We start from the raw sequence: 18,301 nt of genomic DNA, 5'->3' as shown, positions 1-18,301 counted from the left end.
GACAGTTGTAGCCTGTCCAGTCTGTCAATACTATCGTTTTGCCAACGTTGACGCCAGTCTTATCGCTGCGCCGGTGTCAGGGCGTGCCGATCTGGCGCTGCAAGAACTTTTCGACCCGGCCCCAGAAGTCGATGCGGTTTTTCGGCAGCGACCAGCCGTGTCCTTCTTCCTGGTACACCACCCATTCGACGTTCGGGTTATGTTCCTTGAGCGCTTCGAGGAATTTCTTGCCGTGGTACAGGGGCACGCGCCGGTCGGCGCCGCCATAGGCCAGCAGCAGCGGCTGGGTGATGCGCGCCGCCAGCAGCAGGGGCGAGGTGGCGCGCAGCTGGGCCGCATCCTTTTCCAGGTCGCCGATCAGGGTCGGCGCACCGTACTTGAGGTAGGCGCTGCTGATGTCGGAGGTGAAGCTCCAGTGGCCCGTGTAGAGCAGATTGATGTCGGTCACGCCGACCCAGTTGATGCCGCACTTGTACAGGGCCGGATCGTTCACCAGCCCCATCAGGGTGGCGTAGCCGCCGTAGCTGGCGCCGGCGATGCAGATGCGCTTGGGGTCGGCGATGCCCTGGGCGATTGCCCACTTGGTGGCATCGGCGATATCGTCCTGCATTTTCAAACCCCACTGCTTCCAGCCGGCACGATAGTGCCTGGTGCCGAAGCCGGTGCTGCCGCGAAATTCGGGTTCGAGCACGGCGTAGCCGCGCGAGGCCAGGAACTGGCTGTCGGGAGACCAGGCCCACTCGTTGCCGCGTACGTTAGGGCCGCCGTGCACCAGCACCACCATCGGCAGGTTTTTGCGCTTTCCCTTGGGAACGGCGGTAGGCACGGCGGTAGGCACGGCGGTAGGCACGGCGGTAGGCACCGCGGTAGGCACAGTCAGCCAGGCCGGCACCGTCAAGCCGTCGCGCGCCGTGATGCGCACCAGTTCCTGCTCGGCCATCCGGGCCGGGACGATGCGTTCATGGGTACTGCCGACAGGATTGAACTTGCCGCTCTCGAGGTTGTACAGGATGTAGCGTTCCGGCTGCCTGTCGGAATACGAGCGCACCAGCACCCAGGGTGCCTCGGCGCGCGCGGGCACGTCGATCAGGTTGACGGTGGCGGGCAGGGCGGCGTCGATGGCCGCCTGCAGCGCTTTCATCTTCTCGTCGAACCAGACGGTGGCGCGCGCATCGCTCAGGTAGCGCACGCCGAGCAACTTGTCGCGCGAGCTGATCAGCCTGCCGCTGAAGTCGTAATCGGCCAGCACCACCAGCGGCTCGGCGCTGATCTGCCCGGTGCGCAGATCGAAGGTATGCAGCGCTTGCTTGTCCTTGCCCCTGGCGCTGAGCACGTACAAGGTGCCGTCGGGGGCGAACGCGAGCGGCGTGAATGCGTCCTTGCCGCCCAGGTAAGCGTCGAAGGACGCGATCTGGCGCCATTCCTTGCTGGACGGGTCCAGGTACCAGACCGCTTCGGTATTCTTGTCGAGCGTGACGCAGATGCGCGGCTCGCCCTTGTGGTCGAGCAGCCAGCCGCGCGCCAGCCCCGGACGGCGCACCGTGTCGGTCCGCCCGGTGAGGGTGTTGACCCGCACCAGGTTGACGTACTTGAGGTCGCCGGCCTCATCGAGGCCTTCGCGCTTGGGATTGGTGACGTACACATCGTCCGAGTTTTGCGCGCCTTTCTGCGCGACCAAGAAATGATCGGCCGGCAAGACGTTGCGGGCCACGCCATGCTCCTGGATGAAGCTGCCGCTGACCTGCACCAGTTGCCTGAAATTGCTGCCATCGCGGTTGACCGCGAACAGGCCGGGCCAGTAGACCGCGTCGCCCGGGCCGATGGTTTTATCGGTCGAATCGAACACCAGCCGTTCGTTGTTGACCCACTCGAACTGGTTGACGTCGCGATCGCTGAACTGGGCCACGACCTTGATGGCGTTGGTGGCCAGGTCGATCACGATCAGGCGGTCACGCTTGTTGTCGTTGGAAAAGCGCAGGGCCAGGAACTTGCCGTTGGGCGAAAGAATGGCATCGCTGAAGGCCGGGTTATCGAAGAAGTCGGCGATCGGCGGTGGCGCCGGCGGCGCCGCATCGGCGCTGAAGGCGGGGGCGGTCAGCGCGCAGGCGAACAGGACCACGGCGCGCAGCAAGGGCAGGAGATAGCTGGACATAGTGTCTCGATCAACGGGAAGCGGGAAGGACGGCGAAACGGGTCCGCGCCATGTATCCTAGCCGCTTGGCGCAGGCCGTGCCAGCGCGTTCCGCGACGGCGCTGCGTTGTCGCGACAATTCGTCATTCGGGCGCGCGCAGATGGTCGATCAAGCCGTCCGAACTAGTATCCGGCGCCGGTGTGAGCAGGCTGATCACGACCAGCACCAGCACCCCGGCCGGCACCCCGAACACGCCGGCCGACATGGGGGCGATATGGCACCACTGGCCGGCCGCGCTGCCGCCCAGGATAGGGTTGGTGTGCAGCATGTAGTACAGGCAGACACAAAAGCCGGACGCCATGCCGGCCAGGGCGCCGGCATGGTTGGCGCGCTTCCAGAACACGCCCAGCGCCAGCGCCGGGAACAGGGTCGAGGCCGCCAGCGAAAAGGCCGCGCCCACCAAGGACAGGATGTCGGCCGGTTTCTGCGACGCGGCATAGGCGGCGATGAAGGCCACCGCCAGCAGTAGCAGCTTGGAAATGGTGACCCGTTTCTGGGTCGAGGCGCCTGGGTCGATCACCTTGTAATAGAAGTCGTGCGAGAGCGCGTTCGAGATCGCCAGCAGCAGCCCGTCGGCGGTGGACAGGGCCGCAGCCAGCCCCCCGGCCGCCACCAGCCCCGAAATCACGTAGGGCAGGCCACCGATTTCAGGTGTGGCCAGTACCAGCATGTCGCCGTCGATGGCGATTTCGGCCAACTGGACGATGCCGTCGCCATTGATGTCGGCAATACTGATGAGGGGATTGAGCTTGTCCACACTGGCCCAGTAGCTGATCCAGTTGGGCAGCTGCGTGAAGCGGGTCCCGACCAGCGTGCTGTACAGGTCGTACTTGATCAGCACCGCCAGCGCCGGGATGGACAGGTAAATGAGCAAAATGAAAAACAGGGTCCAGAATACCGACACGCGGGTGTCGTGCACCGAGGCGGTGGTGTAGGAGCGCATCAGGATATGCGGCAGCGCGGCCGTGCCCAGCATCAGGCAAAACACCAAGGCCAGAAAATTGTTGCGGCGGATGTCGGAGGCGGCCTGGTCGACGCCGGGAAAGGGCGTGGCGTGCGGCTGGGACGGCAAGGAGCGCGCCAGGTTGGCCGCGCGCGCCGCATTCCAGCTGCGCGCGGCGTCGTCGGCGTTCTTGGGCCAGGCGAGCAGGGCGCGTTCGGCGGCGCGGATCTCGCCCAGCGCGGCATTGCGCAGGCGCACCGAATCGAGGCGGCGCTCCAGATCCTGGCGTCCGTTTTCCCACGAGGCGGGCAGGCTTGCCGCCAGCGCCTGGTAGTACCCGGCGCGCTGGGCGAAGATGGCGCGCACTTCGCGCTCGCGCGGGTCGCGTTCGAGTTCGGCCTCGCGCGCGGCCAGCTTGGGCATGACGGTGCCGTAGGCCAGCTGCGGCACCGGGTTGTCGGCATGCTTGAGCGAGAGCCACATGGTGGGCAGCAGGAAAGCCACCAGAATGATGATGTACTGCGCCACCTGGGTCCAGGTAATGGCGCGCATGCCGCCCAGGAAGGAGCACACCAGGATGCTGGCCAGTCCCAGGAAAATGCCGACCGAAAAATCGACGCCGGTAAAGCGCGAGGCGATCAGCCCGACCGCGTAAATCTGCGCCACCACGTAGGTGAACGAGACGATGATGGTGGCGGCCACCGCCATCACCCGCACCGGCCCGCCGCGCCCGCCGGCACCGCCGCCATAGCGTGCCGCTAAAAAATCGGGGATGGTGTACTGGGCGAACTTGCGCAGGTAGGGCGCGATCAGCAGCGCCACCAGGCAGTAGCCGCCGGTCCAGCCCATGATATAGGCCAGGCCGTCGAAGCCGTGCAGGAACAGCCCGCCCGCCAGGCTGATGAAGCTGGCCGCCGAAATCCAGTCGGCCGCGGTGGCCATACCGTTGAACATGGCCGGCACCCGGCGCCCGGCCACATAATATTCCGTCACGTTCGAGGTGCGGCTGATGACGCCGATGGCCGCGTACAGCACGATGGTGGCGAACATATACAGGTAGCCGAGCCAGACTCTCGGCATGCCTTCGCGTTCGAGCAGGGCCAGCGAGAGTACGAAGGCCGCGAAGCACACCGTGTACCACAGGTAGTAGCGGCTCAGGCGCCGGAACAGGGCATTCGGCGCGCTCATGGAGCTTCCTTCAGGGCGGCGACGAAACGGCGGTCGGCGCGCCGCATGGCCAGCACATAGATGCCGAGGATGGCCAGGTAGACCAGGGAGGCGCCCTGGGCCGCCAGGTAGAACGATAGCGGCCAGCCGAACAGCGACCAGTTGGCCAGTTCGCGCGCGAAAAACACGGTGCAAAAGCCCGTGGCCAGCCACAGCAGCAGCAGGGTGGCCGTGACTGCGCGCGTGCGGCGCCAGTGCACCCGGCGCGCGGCCACGAGGCGGCGGCGCTGGCCGGCCATGGCGTCCGTTTCCATCACTCTTCCTCCGCGTCGGTGATCCGCGGCGGCGGGAAGGTCAGGCGGAACTGGCAGCCGGGTGTCTTTTTCTGCCCGCTGTGCGGATTGTTGAAGATGTCGACGGCGGCGCCGTGCTGCTGGGCGATTTCGCGCACGATGGCCAGTCCCAGGCCGCTGCCGGAAGCGCTGTTGCCGAGGATGCGGTAAAAGCGCTCGAACACGTGGGCGCGTTCGTCCGGGGCGATGCCGGGGCCGCTATCCTCGACTTCCAGGATGGCCAGGTCGGCTTCCTGCCGCACGCGCACGGTGACGCTGCCGCCGGCCGGGGTGTAGCGCAGGGCGTTGTCGATCAGATTGGAGAGCAGTTCGCGCAGCATCATCGGGCTGGCCGCGATCAGCACCGGCCGCTCCGGCTGTTCGAAGCCGAGGTCGATGCGCTGGGCGAACGAGGCTTGCACCCAGTCCTGCACGGTCTCGCGCGCACTCTCGCACAGGTCGAGTTCCTCGTAGGCCAGGCCGGCGTTGGGCTGGTTTTCGGCGCGCGCCAGTGCCAGCAATTGATTGACCAGGCGCGTGGCCGACTCGGAACTTTTCGCTAGCTGTTCGAGCGAGCGCCGGATTTCCTCGGGGTCGAGCTGGCGCAGCGCCAGTTCGGACTGCATGCGCATGCCGGCCAGCGGGGTTTTCATCTGGTGGGCGGCATCGGCGATGAAGCGCTTTTGCATTTCGATGGTTTGCGAGAGGCGTTCGAGCATGTCGTTGAGCGAGCCGACCAGGGGCGAGATTTCTTCCGGCACCTGGCGCGAATCGATCGGTGAGAGGTCGTCCGGACGGCGCGCGCGTATGCGTTCCTGCAACTGGGCCAGGGGCGAGAGGCCGCGCGCCAGGGCCAGCCAGACCAAGGCCAGCACGATCGGCAGGATGATGAACTGGGGCAGGATCACGCCCTTGATGATTTCATTGGCGAGCTGGGCGCGCTTGTCCAAGGTTTCGGCCACTTGCACCAGGGCCGCGTAAGGCTCGTCGCCGCGTTGGGCCAGGGGGCGCAGGTTGACATAGGAAAAAGCGATGCGCACCGGGGTGCCGTGCATCAGTTCGTTGCGAAAATTGACCCGCCCGTTGCGCAGGCGCTCCTCGTCGGGCGGCTGGGGCAGGTCGCGGTCGCCGTCGATGTGTTCGCGGTGCGGGCCGACGATCTGGAAATACACCTGGTCGACATCGTCGGCGCGCAGGATGTCGCGCGCGCTGCCGGGCAGGCGCGAGACGACCTTGCCGTCGACTTCGCGCACCTGCTGGGCCAGCACGGTGATGCTGTCTTCCAGCGCACGGTCGAAGGGCTCGTTGGCGATCGACTTGGCTACCAGGTAGGTGATGGCGATGCTCATCGGCCACAGCAGCAGCAGCGGGGCCAGCATCCAGTCGAGGATTTCGCCGAACAGGGAATGCTGGATGTTTTCGTCCGGCTCGGCGCTGGGCGGCACATAGAGGGCGTCGGGTGGATCGGACGCGGCCATGGCGGCGTCGCGCACCTTCACTTCGATTCCACGCCCGAATCGAGGCCGGCGCGGCTTGTGTCGACGTATTTTTCCAGGCAATAGCCGAGGCCGCGCACGGTGGCGATGCGCACCCCGCCCACCTCGATCTTCTTGCGCAAGCGGTGCACATACACTTCGATGGCGTTATTCGACACTTCCTCGCCCCATTCGCACAGGTGGTCGACCAGCTGTTCCTTGGACACCAGGCGCCCGGCGCGCGCCAGCAAAATTTCGAGTAAACCCAGTTCGCGCGCCGACAGGTCGAGCATCTGGTCGTTGATATAGGCGCTGCGCCCGACCTGGTCGTAAGCCAGCGGGCCATGGCGCACCACGGCCGCGCCGCCGCCAGCGCCGCGCCGGGTCAGGGCGCGCACGCGCGCCTCCAGCTCGGACAGGGCGAAGGGCTTGGCCATGTAATCGTCGGCGCCAAGGTCGAGGCCGTTGACCCGCTGCTCGATGGAATCGGCCGCGGTCAGGATCAGCACTGGCAGGAGGGAGGCGCGGGCGCGCAGGCGGCGCAGCACTTCCAGCCCGGACAGCTTGGGCAGGCCGAGGTCGAGGATCAGCAGGTCGAATTCCTGGGTGGACAGGGCGGTATCGGCCTCCTGTCCGTTCTTCACACAATCGATGGCGTAGCCGGACTGGCGCAAGGAGCGCGTCAATCCATCGGCAAGCACGCTATCATCTTCGGCAAGTAAAATACGCATGGGGACACCGGGACGTCTAAGTAAGGGCTATTGTGTTTCATTTGGCGCAACGCTGGGAATTTTTTTGAATCGGGGGCGCGTGCCGCTTGCATAAACCACTGTTTATTTGTACAGTGTTGTCTGTGACGTGACTTCCGCCCGTGATCTGGACCACTCTCTGGACTGAAAGAAAATTATGGATGATAAAAAAACCGTATTAAATGCTGGCGAGAAAGGCAAGGCACTGGCCGCCGCCCTCGCGCAGATTGAAAAGCAGTTCGGCAAGGGCTCCGTCATGCGCATGGATGCCAACGCGCCCGTGGAAGACGTGCAGGTCGTCTCGACCGGCTCGCTGGGGCTCGACATCGCGCTGGGTGTGGGCGGCTTGCCGCGCGGCCGCGTGGTCGAGATCTACGGTCCTGAATCGTCGGGTAAAACCACCCTGACCCTGCAGACCATCGCACAAATGCAAAAACTGGGCGGCACCTGCGCCTTTATCGATGCCGAGCACGCGCTGGACGTCGGTTACGCTCAGAAACTGGGCATCAACCTGTCCGAACTGCTCATTTCGCAGCCGGACACGGGTGAGCAGGCACTGGAAATCACCGATGCGCTGGTGCGTTCGGGCAGCGTCGACCTGGTCGTGATCGATTCGGTGGCCGCGCTCACCCCGCGCGCCGAGATCGAAGGCGACATGGGCGATTCCCTGCCGGGTTTGCAGGCACGCCTGATGTCCCAGGCACTGCGCAAGCTGACAGGTTCGATCAACCGCACCAATACCTTGGTTATTTTCATCAACCAGATCCGCATGAAGATCGGCGTCATGTTCGGCAGCCCGGAAACCACCACCGGTGGTAACGCGCTCAAGTTCTATGCTTCCGTGCGCCTGGATATCCGCCGCACCGGTTCCATCAAATCCGGCGACGAAGTCATCGGTAACGAAACCAAGGTCAAGGTCGTCAAGAACAAGATCGCCCCGCCGTTCAAGGAAGCGCACTTCGACATTCTGTATGGCGAAGGCACGTCGCGCGAAGGCGAGATCCTGGATCTGGGTGCGGATAACAAGATCGTCGAGAAGTCGGGTTCCTGGTACAGCTATAACGGCGAACGTATCGGCCAGGGTAAGGATAATGCGCGCATCTTCCTCAAGGAGCGTCCGGCTCTGGCGCGCGAGATCGAAAACAAGGTGCGCGTGGCCCTTGGTGTGCGCGAACTGCCGCCGGTCCCTGGCGAGGAGCCTGCTGTCAAGGTCGCCAAGCTGAAAGCAGTCCCCGAGTAATCGGCGGCGGTAACGATGGCGGCACCCCATTTGAGCCTGAAAGGCCGTGCCCTGCGCTATCTCTCGATGCGCGAGCACAGCCGGCTTGAACTGGGGCGCAAGCTGGCGCGTTATGCGGAGGAGGGCGACGACGTCGACGCCCTGCTCGATTTCCTCGAAAAAAACAATTGGCTGTCGCAGGAACGTTTTTCCGAATCCCTGATTCACCGCCGCTCCGCGCGCTTCGGCAACAGCCGCATCATGGCCGAGCTGCAAAGTCACGGGGTCAAGGGCGAGGTCTTGCAAGAGTTAAAGGCCGGGCTGGCCGATAGCGAAACGGCGCGCGCCTGCGAAGTGTGGCAGCGCAAATTCGGCACGGTGGCGAGCGATCCCGCCGAGCGCAACAAGCAGATGCGGTTTTTGATGCAGCGCGGGTTTTCCCAAGGTGCAGTCAGGGCGGCGATGCAGGGGCGCGATCCGGATGATGATTAGATATTTTCTCTGAACTGTTGTCCCGCTTGCCGCCTCCCCGGCGCCCGAGCGTGACTGAGTGCGCCGCAACGCTGGCGCCGCTGCCCTGGGGCGGAAAAGCGGAGCGCCTTTCGCCGTATGCCGGAGGTGTTACACCGGCATACTCCTCAACGGTGGAAGGCGCTACGCTTTTTCGCTCTGGGGTACGGCTGTATTTTGTCCGTCTGATTCCACTTATTATTTTGCCGCGGCGCAATAACGCCACACTGGAGGACTCATGCCAATTGTAAATGACGGCATGTGGCGACGAACCCCACGCTGGCTCTAGGCAATCGTCAATTGCCTGGAGCGACTTGCGCGGCGTGATGGGCAAGATGTTCTCGGCCTCGGCCATCACGGGGCATTTCCAAGTTGACCTCGTTCATGCTCAATTCCAATTCCCCAGTACTGGCCCGTAGTCGCAAATTTGCGCGACCGCTCTGCCAGTTATGGGCGACCAAGTGCGGGGTTTCATTGCGTGTATGAGCGGCTAGCGAGGCTTGTTGCTGGTCTGGCATTTGCTCAAGGCATAGGACGCGTTCGGCGTTCTCAAAAAACAACAATATCAAGATTAAAGAAAATTATAGTGACTAAAAGTAATTATTTTTTTGTTAGCTGTGAGACAATGTCGCCCCTGTCTATACGCTTTTAGGAATGAAATGTTTTTATCTCGCGCGGGGGTATTTGGTTACGCACGCGTGGTCTCCCTCTGTCGAACGTTGTGCGTATATATCGCCGCCCTACTTCTATGCTCGCCCTTCAATGCGCACGCCGGAGATAGGGACACTATTGGTCCGTATAAATATTACGGATACTCAGCGGTTTTGTACGAGGACGAGGATGCTACTGCCTCTGGCTCAAGCCATAGCGTTATACACAATTCCCCACCCGTCGGCAAAAATTGTTTACTTTCAATGACTTACCAGCAGGGCTTGTAAACTTCGGGCAAATCGCGTTTACTCTCGTCTTTTGGGCGGACGCGTGATGAAAGTAGCACAGCAGTGGACAGAGCAGGAATTTGCGGCACTCGACCTTGGCGACGTCCGTCTTGACAAGAGAGCGAAAAAATTGATGGAACGACTTGCAGCCAAACCGACGGCCAGCATTCCGGAAGGTGCGACACCTGGAGCGAGACTTGTGCTGCGTATCGCTTTCTGCGCAACTCGGACGTTACTTGGGAGAGCATCCTGGCACCACACTGGGCGCGCACTCAGGAACGCATGCGTGAACAGAAAGTGGTGCTGTGCATCCAGGACACGAAGGAACTGGACTTTAACGGTCAGGAAATTGCTGGGCTGGGCCCGCTCAATTATGAGGCGCGGCGCGGTATGTACCTGCACCCGACCTTGGCGGTAACGACGGAACGCGAACCGCTCGGCGTGCTCGATGCCTGGATGTGGGCACGCGAGAAGCGCGGCGACGACGGCGTGCGGCCAGGCCAGAAAGAGAGTCTACGCTGGGTGGAAGGTTATGAGCGGGTGGCGGAGATGGCCGCCGAGATGCCCGGTACAAGGCTGGTCTATCTGGCCGACCGGGAAGCGGACATGGTCGACATGATGCGCCGCGCGCACGAACTGCATACGCCAGCCGATTGGCTGGTGCGCGCCAAACATGACCGATGTCTGCCTGCCGGTGACGGCGCTAAGCTGTGGGATACGACCACGGCAGGGGTACCGATCGGCGAGATCGAATTCATGCTGGGAGCCCGTGAGAACCGCAAGGCGCGCAGCGTACGACAACAATTGTGGGCACGCGAAGTCGAGATCAGCGACGGCAAACACGCTCGTCTGACCGTCACGTGCCTGATTGCGCGCGAGGTGGGCGCACCGGCCGGCACCAAGCCAGTCGAGTGGCGTTTGCTGACGAACCGTACAGTCGAGACGCGCGAGCAGGCGGTCGAATTGATCGATTGGTACCGGGCACGTTGGGAGATCGAGATTTACTTCCATGTACTGAAAAATGGCTGCGAGGTGGAGTCATTGCAACTCGGCGCCATCGACCGGCTCGAACGCGCGCTGGCTTTGTTCATGGTGGTTGCTTGGCGCGTCACCTATCTGATGCGAAAGGGGCGAACCTGCCCGGATCTGGACGCCACGCTGTTCTTCGATACGGATGAAATTCATGGTGCCCATCTGCTGGCAAAAAAAAAGATGCCGTCTACTCCGCCCACTTTGAATCAAGTGGTGCGACTGATCGCGCAAATCGGCGGCTTCCTGGCAAGAAAGAGTGATGGCGAGCCGGGCGCAAAGACCATTTGGCGTGGACTCGACAAGGTGCTGACTGCCGCTCAAACATTACGCGCCCTCAGAGGAGAGTTTGACTGAGTTGTGTATAACGGCATGGGCTCAAGCTGTGACTGTCAATGAACACGATCCCTTTATTATCGTGGCTGTACGATATTGAACTGTGTGATATCGGCGTTCGTTTTAAGCTACTTCAATTCTTAACTTTACATATTTTAGAATTTGAAAATATTGAATCTGTGGAGGAAATTGGACACGCCTCTCTTGGTTCACTAGGTGCCTATAATTTCAAGAACCGCCTTTTCGCTCGTAGCTTTCTTATTCAAACGCAACATGGATGGTTCGTTCGAAAAATATTGGTGACGCCAAAAGTACCAAATTATTTTGTTGTATGGCTAAAAGAGCACGGGTTTGCCGTTTTAAACAAAAAATGAGGGCTTTGGGGCAAGTAGCGTAAGGGACGCTCAAGGGCAGGGGGCAGTACCGACAAGCGGCAACGAACGGAACAGTAAAGCCGGGTTGCCGCGTTGGCGCTTGATGGGGGCACGCATTTATAATCCGGTCGTACCCTGTTCGTAGCTGGTTAGTTGCCTTTGATAAATTTACCTCGTGTAGCTACTCGGATTGCATCAGATTCTACCGTGCAGACTCCCTGCGGGCCCATGGGGTTGCGAGCCTCCGATACGAAAATCTCCCCAACCGATGAAATTTCGCGCATCTTTCCCCTAAAAACCATGTTGCAGCGCAACTGGCCTCCCGCATGTGCTAAACTTTTGGGGTTTAAGCAGCGCCGCATGAGCGGTTGTTGCCGTAGAAGCTGCGGCAACGTGCACGATGTGCACACCGGCTGCAACTATTTACGCCGCATTTTCGGCATTGGTCTTGTCTTCATGCCCCTGTCTTCTCCCGTCCCTCGCGCACTACGGCATACGCGCGCCATCGAAATCGAAGCGTTCGCGCGCGACGATGGCCTGTGGGATCTCGACGCCCGCATCAGCGACGTCAAGGTGCGCGACGTGACCCTGGCGTCAGGCGTACGCAGCGGCGGCACCTATCTGCACAACCTGCACCTGCGCATCACCATCAACCGCGAACTGACCATTGTCGATGCCGAAGCCGCGTCCGATGCCGTTCCCTACCCAGGCTATTGCGATACCATAGCGCCTGCTTACAAAAAATTGATCGGCCTGTCCCTGATGAAGGGCTTCCGCCTTGGCGTCAAAGAGCGGCTGTCCGGCGTGCTGGGCTGCACGCACCTGAGCGAACTGGCGCAGATCCTGCCCACCGCGGCGATCCAGGCCTACGCCAACGACGTGATCCAGACCCGCGACGGGGCTGGCCACGACCCCTTGCCGAACAAGCCGTTCCAGATCGATAAATGCCATGCCCTGCGTGCCGAGGGTCCTGCCGTCGCGGTGTACTATCCGCGCTGGGTGGCGAAAGCTGTACCGGGTTAGCATCGCTTTCCCGTTTTTTTCTCGCATTTCAACCGTATTTTCTACAAATCAGTATCAGAAGAAGGGAAGCCAGCATGAAAATCCATGAGTATCAAGGCAAAGAAATCCTCCGGCAGTATGGAGTGACGGTACCGCGCGGCATTCCGTGCTTGTCCGTGGAAGAGGCTGTCAAAGCAGCCGAGACGCTCGGCGGTCCGGTCTGGGTAGTCAAGGCACAGATCCATGCTGGCGGTCGCGGCAAGGGCGGCGGCGTGAAGGTCGCCAAGTCGCTGGAACAGGTCAAGGAATACGCGGAACAGATCCTGGGCATGCAGCTGATCACGCACCAGACCAGCCCGGAAGGCCAGAAAGTACGCCGCCTGCTGATCGAAGAAGGCGCGGACATCAAGAAAGAACTGTACGTGTCGATGGTCACCGACCGCGTCAGCCAGCGCGTGGTGCTCATGGCTTCCTCTGAAGGCGGCATGGACATCGAAGAAGTTGCCCACTCGAACCCGGAAAAAATCCACCAGATCGCGATCGACCCATCGGTCGGCCTGACCGACGCCGAAGCGGACGACATTTCGGCCAAGATCGGCGTGCCGCCTGAATCGATCGCCGACGCGCGGGTTCAGCTGCAGGGCCTGTACAAAGCCTACTGGGAAACCGATGCATCATTGGCCGAAATCAACCCGCTGATCCTGACCGGCTCCGGCAAGGTCATCGCCCTCGACGCCAAATTCAACTTCGACTCGAACGCCCTGTATCGCCAGCCGAACATCGTCGCTTACCGCGACCTGGACGAAGAAGATGCGGCCGAAGTGGAAGCGTCGAAATTCGACCTAGCTTACATCTCGCTCGACGGCAACATCGGCTGCCTGGTGAACGGCGCCGGCCTGGCCATGGCCACCATGGACACCATCAAGCTGTTCGGTGGCGAGCCTGCCAACTTCCTCGACGTGGGCGGTGGCGCCACGGCGGAAAAAGTGACCGAAGCGTTCAAGATCATGTTGAAGAATCCAGGCCTGAAAGCCATCCTGGTCAACATTTTCGGCGGCATCATGCGCTGCGACGTGATCGCCGAAGGCGTGATCACCGCATCGAAGGCCGTTTCCCTGACCGTGCCGCTGGTTGTGCGCATGAAGGGCACCAACGAAGACATCGGCAAGAAGATGCTGGCCGAGTCCGGCCTGCCGATCATCGCCGCCGATACGATGGAAGACGCAGCCAAGGCCGTGGTTGCCGCTGCTGCTGCTCATAAAGCCTAATCCGGCCTAATTCGAAGGAAACAACATGTCGATCCTGATCAATAAAGATACAAAAGTAGTCACCCAGGGGATTACCGGCAAGACCGGTCAATTCCACACCCGCATGTGCCGCGATTACGCGAATGGCAAGGAATGCTTCGTTGCCGGCGTGAACCCGAAGAAAGCCGGCGAAGATTTCGAAGGCATTCCTATTTTCGCTAACGTGGCGGAAGCGAAAAAAGAAACCGGCGCCAACGTGTCGGTCATCTACGTGCCGCCGGCAGGCGCCGCCGCCGCGATCTGGGAAGCCGTCGAAGCCGAACTCGACCTGGCAATCTGCATCACCGAAGGCATTCCTGTGCGCGACATGATGGCGCTCAAGGACCGCATGGCCAAGGCCGGCTCCAAGACCCTGCTGCTGGGCCCGAACTGCCCGGGCTTGATCACCCCTGACGAAATCAAGATCGGCATCATGCCGGGTCACATCCACCGCAAGGGCCGCATCGGCGTGGTCTCGCGTTCGGGCACCCTGACGTACGAAGCGGTTGGTCAATTGACCGCGCTGGGCCTGGGCCAGTCGTCGGCAGTCGGCATTGGCGGCGACCCGATCAACGGCTTGAAGCACATCGACGTCATGAAGATGTTCAACGACGATCCGGATACCGATGCGGTCATCATGATCGGCGAAATCGGCGGTCCGGATGAAGCCAACGCGGCTTACTGGATCAAGGACAACATGAAAAAGCCGGTGGTCTGCTTCATCGCCGGCGTGACCGCGCCTCCGGGCAAGCGCATGGGCCATGCGGGCGCCTTGATTTCCGGTGGCGCCGATACGGCACAAGCCAAGCTGGACATCATGGAAGCTTGCGGTATTAAAGCGACCAAAAACCCGTCGGAAATGGCGCGTTTGCTGAAAGCCATGCTGTAATTTGTAAGCAAGGCCAAAGGTAGTGAATAATGACGGGGAGCGCAGGCTCCCCGTTCTCGTTGGCGGGTCACCCCCACGGAGGGCAAGAGTGGCGAAAATTATCATATCGCGCGACCACGCGGTGATACGAGAGGTCGAACTCGACAAGGACCGGATGACGCTCGGGCGCAGGCCCGATAGCGATATCGTCTTGCCGCACCCGGCCATGAGCGGCGCCCACGCGGCGTTTACCTTCATCATGGACGATGTGTTCCTCGAAGACCTGGGCAGCACCAATGGCACCTATGTGAACGGCAAGCGGGTGGCCAAGCACATGCTGGAGGATCACGACACCATCGTGGTGGCGCGCTTCCAGCTCGAATACATCGGCGGCCCGCGGCGTGCCGCAGCGGAAGCGGAACCCGATCCCGTCCCGATGGTGGGCGCGATCGACGTCAAGACGGGTCCCAATGCCGGCAAGCGCCTGCTCCTGACCAAGCCGCTGTCGACCTTGGGCAAACCCGGTGTGCAAGTGGTGGCCATTACGCGTCAGCATGGGGCCTATTACCTTGCGCATGTCGATGGCGACCTGGCTCCCCTGGTGAACGGGGTTGCGCCCGGGAAGACGCCACGCCGGCTTGCGCATGGCGACGCCATTGAAATGGGCGGTGCCGATATGGTGTTTTGCCTGACTCCGGAGTAGATGCGACGATCATTGCCCGCCTCGCTAAAATTTCCAAGTGGCAAAATTTGTCCAACTTGTGACGAATTTCGGCCAAGCAACAGCAAAAAGTGGCGCACCTCCCCATCAAGTTGTGCTGATAACGGCCGACAATACGTTAGGATGAACTGGCACGGCAATTGCAATAGCTCTGGAATAATTAATCAATGGCAATTTTGACTGCCCGAAGGAATACAATGAACAAGATTCTGACACCCAAGGGTAAACAGCGTGGTTTTACGCTCATTGAACTCATGATTGTCGTCGCCATTATCGGCATTCTGGCCAGCGTGGCCTTGCCGGCTTACCAGATTTACGTGTCACGTTCGCAAGTGACTGCCGGTTTGGCGGAAATGGCTGCAGGCAAGGTCGTCGTCGAAGGGAAAATCGCCGAAGGGATGGATGCCGCTATTACTCTTCCCGACGATCTTGGTCTGAGGGATAGCACGAAACGCTGTGATGTGACGGTGTCGGTAGTTCTTTCGGGTGTGGCAAAGCTGGAATGTACCTTGAAGGGAAATTCAAGCGTGAATGGCTTGGTGATCGCGTGGGTACGCACTGCCGACACGGCTGGCGTACCGGCCAGCTGGTCGTGCACCTCTACCGTCCCCACTAATGTGAAGCCAAAGGACTGCAGTTGAAGTAGTGTGTGCTTGGACAAGCCCTTGAATGCAAGGGCTTTTTTTTTGCCATTACGCTTGCCGCCAAATTTCTGCCAGCTCTGCCGCTGCGCGCGGCGGCACACTGAACGTACTATGCCCGTATTGCTGCGCACCTCCCTGCAGAGCCGAATTGACCCCGTGCCCACATAACGAAATCACGCAATCACTTACGTCACCTCTCGCAAGCGCCTTGTCCTCGCGGTGTTCCCGGTAAATCAGACTATGGCGATCAATTATCATGGCGGGCGAAGCGAAAATTGTTAACCCTACATTTCCCTCGTTTGGCGATAATTTTGCCTGCCACTGCTACAAATTATTCATATTTCTGCACTTTCAAGAAAAACGACCGCGTTGGCGACAAATTTCGCTAGTACTGCATCTCATAGCGTCATATGCTCTTTTCTGTGCTTGCATGGGATCGTTAAAAAACGGCCAAGTCTGCTGGCACGGCATTTGCGTTTACTGATATGCGGGTTCCCGAGTGCCAGGTACATTCACTACTAGGAGTAGTTAAAATGAAATCGATGCCAATGATGAAAAAAGCGCAAGCTGGTTTTACCCTGATCGAACTGATGATCGTCGTTGCAATTATCGGTATCTTGGCTGCGGTGGCACTGCCGGCATACCAAGATTATGTTGCGAAATCGCAAGTTGCTGCTGCCCTGGCTGAAATTACTCCGGGTAAAGTGCAAGTAGAAACCAAAATGGCTGAAGGCACCGCTGTTGCTCTTGCTACCGACGTCGGCCTCCAATTGTCGACCAAGCGTTGCACCAAGATCGACGCAATCGTTGCTACGACCGGCGCAGGTAGCATCGAGTGCACGATCCAAGGCAATGCAGACGTCACGGGCGCAACCATTAAGTGGGAGCGTCTTGCTACCGGCGTCTGGACATGTAGCTCGAGCCTGGTCGCTCCGAAAGACAAATTCGTACCAAAAGAATGCAAATGATCTAGTTTGATGCTGATTGGCATGACATGCCCCCAAGCATTGTTGCTAGGGGGCATTTTACTTCTAGCGTTATGTTGATCACCTTGGCGCGCCAAACGGCACCTCTAAGGGAAGCACTGATTTATTCACCAGTGCCCGCGTGGCCGCGCGGCCTGTCAGACCTTGAGGCAGACGAGGCCGAAGCGGAGCGGGGAAGTGCCCGAGGCTGATCGGGCACCGCGCGAGAAGTCGGTGCGCAGGCCGCTGCCCGATCACCTGCCGCGCGCCGAAAAGGTCTATCCGCCCGGCGCTGATGCATGTCCGAGCTGTGGTGGCGAGTTGCGGCACCTGAGCGAAGACGTGGCTGAACAACTGGAATATGTGCCCGCCAGCTTCCGCGTGATCCGCCATGTGCGTCCGAAGCTGGCATGTAGCTGATGCGACGCCATCGTACAAGCGCCGGCGCCGAGCCGGCCCATCGAGCGGGGCATCGCCGGACCAGGTTTGCTGGCGCACGTGCTGGTGGCGAAGTTCGCCGATCATCTGCCGCTCTGTGCCGGCAGGCCGTCATTTACGCACGTGACGGTGTCGATCTGGATCGCGCCCTGCTTGCCAGCTGGGTCGGTGCTGCCAGCACGCTACTGCGCCTCTTGGTCGACGCGATCCGGCGTCATGTGCTGGCCAGTGCCAAGCTGCACGCGGACGACACGCCGATTCCGGTGCTGGCACCCGGCAATGGGAAGACGAAGACGGCGCGTCTGTGAACCTACGTGCGCGATGACAGACCGGGCGGCGACACCGCGCTACCGGCTGTGTGGTTTGCCTATACATCTGACCGCAAGGACATCCATCCGCAGACCCACCTTGCCAATTACAAGGGCGTACTCCAAGCCGATGCTTATGCAGGCTTCAACTCGCTTTACGAGGACGGCGCGATCCAGGAGGCCGCCTGCTGGGCCCACGCGCGCCGCAAATTCTACGACTTGCATGAAGCTAGACTGTCCGCACTGACGACCGAAGCCCTGCACCGCATCGGTGAACTGTACGCAATCGAAGCGAAGATCCGGGGCAAGCCACCGAATGAGCGACAGCAAACACGACAAGCCGAGGTCAGGCCGCTGATCGAGGACCTGGAGCGCTGGCTGCGTGGCATGCTTGAGAAGCTCTTACGTAAGTCCGATACGCCGGCGGCGATCATGTACGCGCTCAGTCTGTGGCCAGCGCTGGCACGCTACTGCGATGACGGCCGGATTGAGATCAACAACTCTGCCGCAGAACGCGCTCTGCATGGCGTCGCCATCGGTCGCCGTAACTATCTGTTTGCCGGCGCCGGCACGGGCGGCGAACGCGCTGCCGCCATTTACTCTCTGGTCGGGACGGCCAAGCTGAACCGTGTCGACGCGGAAGCCTGGTTGCGCCATGTGCTAGCCCACATCGCAGATCATCCCATCAACCGTGTTGACGAGTTCCTGCCCTGGAATTCAACCGGGCAGCTGGCACTTGCCTAACAACACGCCGCTTCCCAGCGGTCTGGCGCAATCATCAGCTAATTCAACAACTGGCTCAAGA

14 protein-coding genes and 2 pseudogenes are annotated in these 18,301 nt (G+C 60.8%); 11 read left to right on the top strand and 5 right to left on the bottom strand.

Annotated elements, in window-relative coordinates; genetic code table 11:
- Positions 1 to 76 precede the first annotated feature (76 nt).
- The 5 genes from IV454_RS04505 to IV454_RS04485 form a co-directional block, all read right to left on the bottom strand.
- Positions 77 to 2,152, bottom strand: coding sequence for an alpha/beta hydrolase family protein (locus tag IV454_RS04505; RefSeq protein WP_206090494.1), 2,076 nt, complete (start codon positions 2,150 to 2,152; stop codon positions 77 to 79).
- A 122-nt stretch (positions 2,153 to 2,274) separates the two neighbouring features.
- On the bottom strand, positions 2,275 to 4,323 hold the full coding sequence (locus tag IV454_RS04500; RefSeq protein ID WP_206090493.1) for a sodium:solute symporter family protein: 2,049 nt from the start codon (positions 4,321 to 4,323) through the stop codon (positions 2,275 to 2,277).
- Positions 4,320 to 4,616 (bottom strand): DUF4212 domain-containing protein, encoded by a 297-nt coding sequence (locus tag IV454_RS04495; protein ID WP_054264837.1) that lies wholly within the window; start codon positions 4,614 to 4,616, stop codon positions 4,320 to 4,322. Before IV454_RS04495 ends, IV454_RS04500 begins: the two co-directional genes overlap by 4 nt.
- Positions 4,616 to 6,112 carry a sensor histidine kinase gene (locus IV454_RS04490; protein WP_206092551.1) on the bottom strand — a complete coding sequence of 499 codons (1,497 nt, stop codon included), beginning with the start codon at positions 6,110 to 6,112 and terminating at the stop codon, positions 4,616 to 4,618. Before IV454_RS04490 ends, IV454_RS04495 begins: the two co-directional genes overlap by 1 nt.
- 17 nt (positions 6,113 to 6,129) lie before the next feature.
- Positions 6,130 to 6,840, bottom strand: a complete 711-nt coding sequence (locus IV454_RS04485) for a response regulator (RefSeq protein WP_206090492.1) — start codon at positions 6,838 to 6,840, stop codon at positions 6,130 to 6,132.
- 175 nt (positions 6,841 to 7,015) lie between these two features.
- Here IV454_RS04485 and recA point away from each other — a divergent pair, with 175 nt between their 5' ends.
- The 11 genes and pseudogenes from recA to tnpC form a co-directional block, all read left to right on the top strand.
- Entirely contained in the window at positions 7,016 to 8,098 is a 1,083-nt protein-coding gene (recA, locus tag IV454_RS04480) for a recombinase RecA (RefSeq protein ID WP_206090491.1), read from the top strand.
- 15 nt (positions 8,099 to 8,113) lie between these two features.
- Positions 8,114 to 8,569 (top strand): recombination regulator RecX, encoded by a 456-nt coding sequence (gene recX / locus IV454_RS04475; protein ID WP_206090490.1) that lies wholly within the window; start codon positions 8,114 to 8,116, stop codon positions 8,567 to 8,569.
- A gap of 1,002 nt (positions 8,570 to 9,571) precedes the next feature.
- A pseudogene (locus IV454_RS04470) lies at positions 9,572 to 10,911 on the top strand (IS4 family transposase).
- Positions 10,912 to 10,949: 38 nt separating this feature from the next.
- Complete coding sequence (locus IV454_RS04465) at positions 10,950 to 11,264, top strand: hypothetical protein (protein ID WP_206090489.1); 315 nt, start codon at positions 10,950 to 10,952, stop codon at positions 11,262 to 11,264.
- Between the two features lie 456 nt (positions 11,265 to 11,720).
- Positions 11,721 to 12,287: a DUF2889 domain-containing protein gene (locus tag IV454_RS04460; RefSeq protein ID WP_206090488.1), complete on the top strand. Its 567-nt coding sequence runs from the start codon at positions 11,721 to 11,723 to the stop codon at positions 12,285 to 12,287.
- A 74-nt stretch (positions 12,288 to 12,361) separates the two neighbouring features.
- A complete protein-coding gene (gene sucC / locus IV454_RS04455; protein ID WP_054268264.1) occupies positions 12,362 to 13,534 on the top strand; it encodes an ADP-forming succinate--CoA ligase subunit beta in 1,173 nt (390 codons plus the stop codon).
- A gap of 25 nt (positions 13,535 to 13,559) precedes the next feature.
- Positions 13,560 to 14,441, top strand: a complete 882-nt coding sequence (gene sucD / locus IV454_RS04450; protein WP_099874964.1) for a succinate--CoA ligase subunit alpha — start codon at positions 13,560 to 13,562, stop codon at positions 14,439 to 14,441.
- Positions 14,442 to 14,529: 88 nt separating this feature from the next.
- Entirely contained in the window at positions 14,530 to 15,123 is a 594-nt protein-coding gene (locus tag IV454_RS04445) for an FHA domain-containing protein (RefSeq protein ID WP_206090487.1), read from the top strand.
- A gap of 215 nt (positions 15,124 to 15,338) precedes the next feature.
- The gene (locus tag IV454_RS33295) at positions 15,339 to 15,782 is read left to right on the top strand and encodes a pilin (protein WP_206090486.1); all 444 of its coding nucleotides are present in this window, start codon (positions 15,339 to 15,341) and stop codon (positions 15,780 to 15,782) included.
- 536 nt (positions 15,783 to 16,318) lie between these two features.
- Entirely contained in the window at positions 16,319 to 16,753 is a 435-nt protein-coding gene (locus IV454_RS04435; protein WP_282961403.1) for a pilin, read from the top strand.
- Positions 16,754 to 16,951: 198 nt separating this feature from the next.
- A pseudogene (gene tnpC, locus IV454_RS04430) lies at positions 16,952 to 18,240 on the top strand (IS66 family transposase); the annotation flags it as partial.
- Positions 18,241 to 18,301: the final 61 nt, after the last annotated feature.

It is taken from the genome of Massilia antarctica (genome assembly GCF_015689335.1).
Taxonomy (GTDB): domain Bacteria; phylum Pseudomonadota; class Gammaproteobacteria; order Burkholderiales; family Burkholderiaceae_D; genus Telluria_A; species Telluria_A antarctica.
The sequence above is the reverse complement of the archived record's forward strand: the minus strand, read 5'-3'. Positions and strand labels throughout refer to the sequence as shown.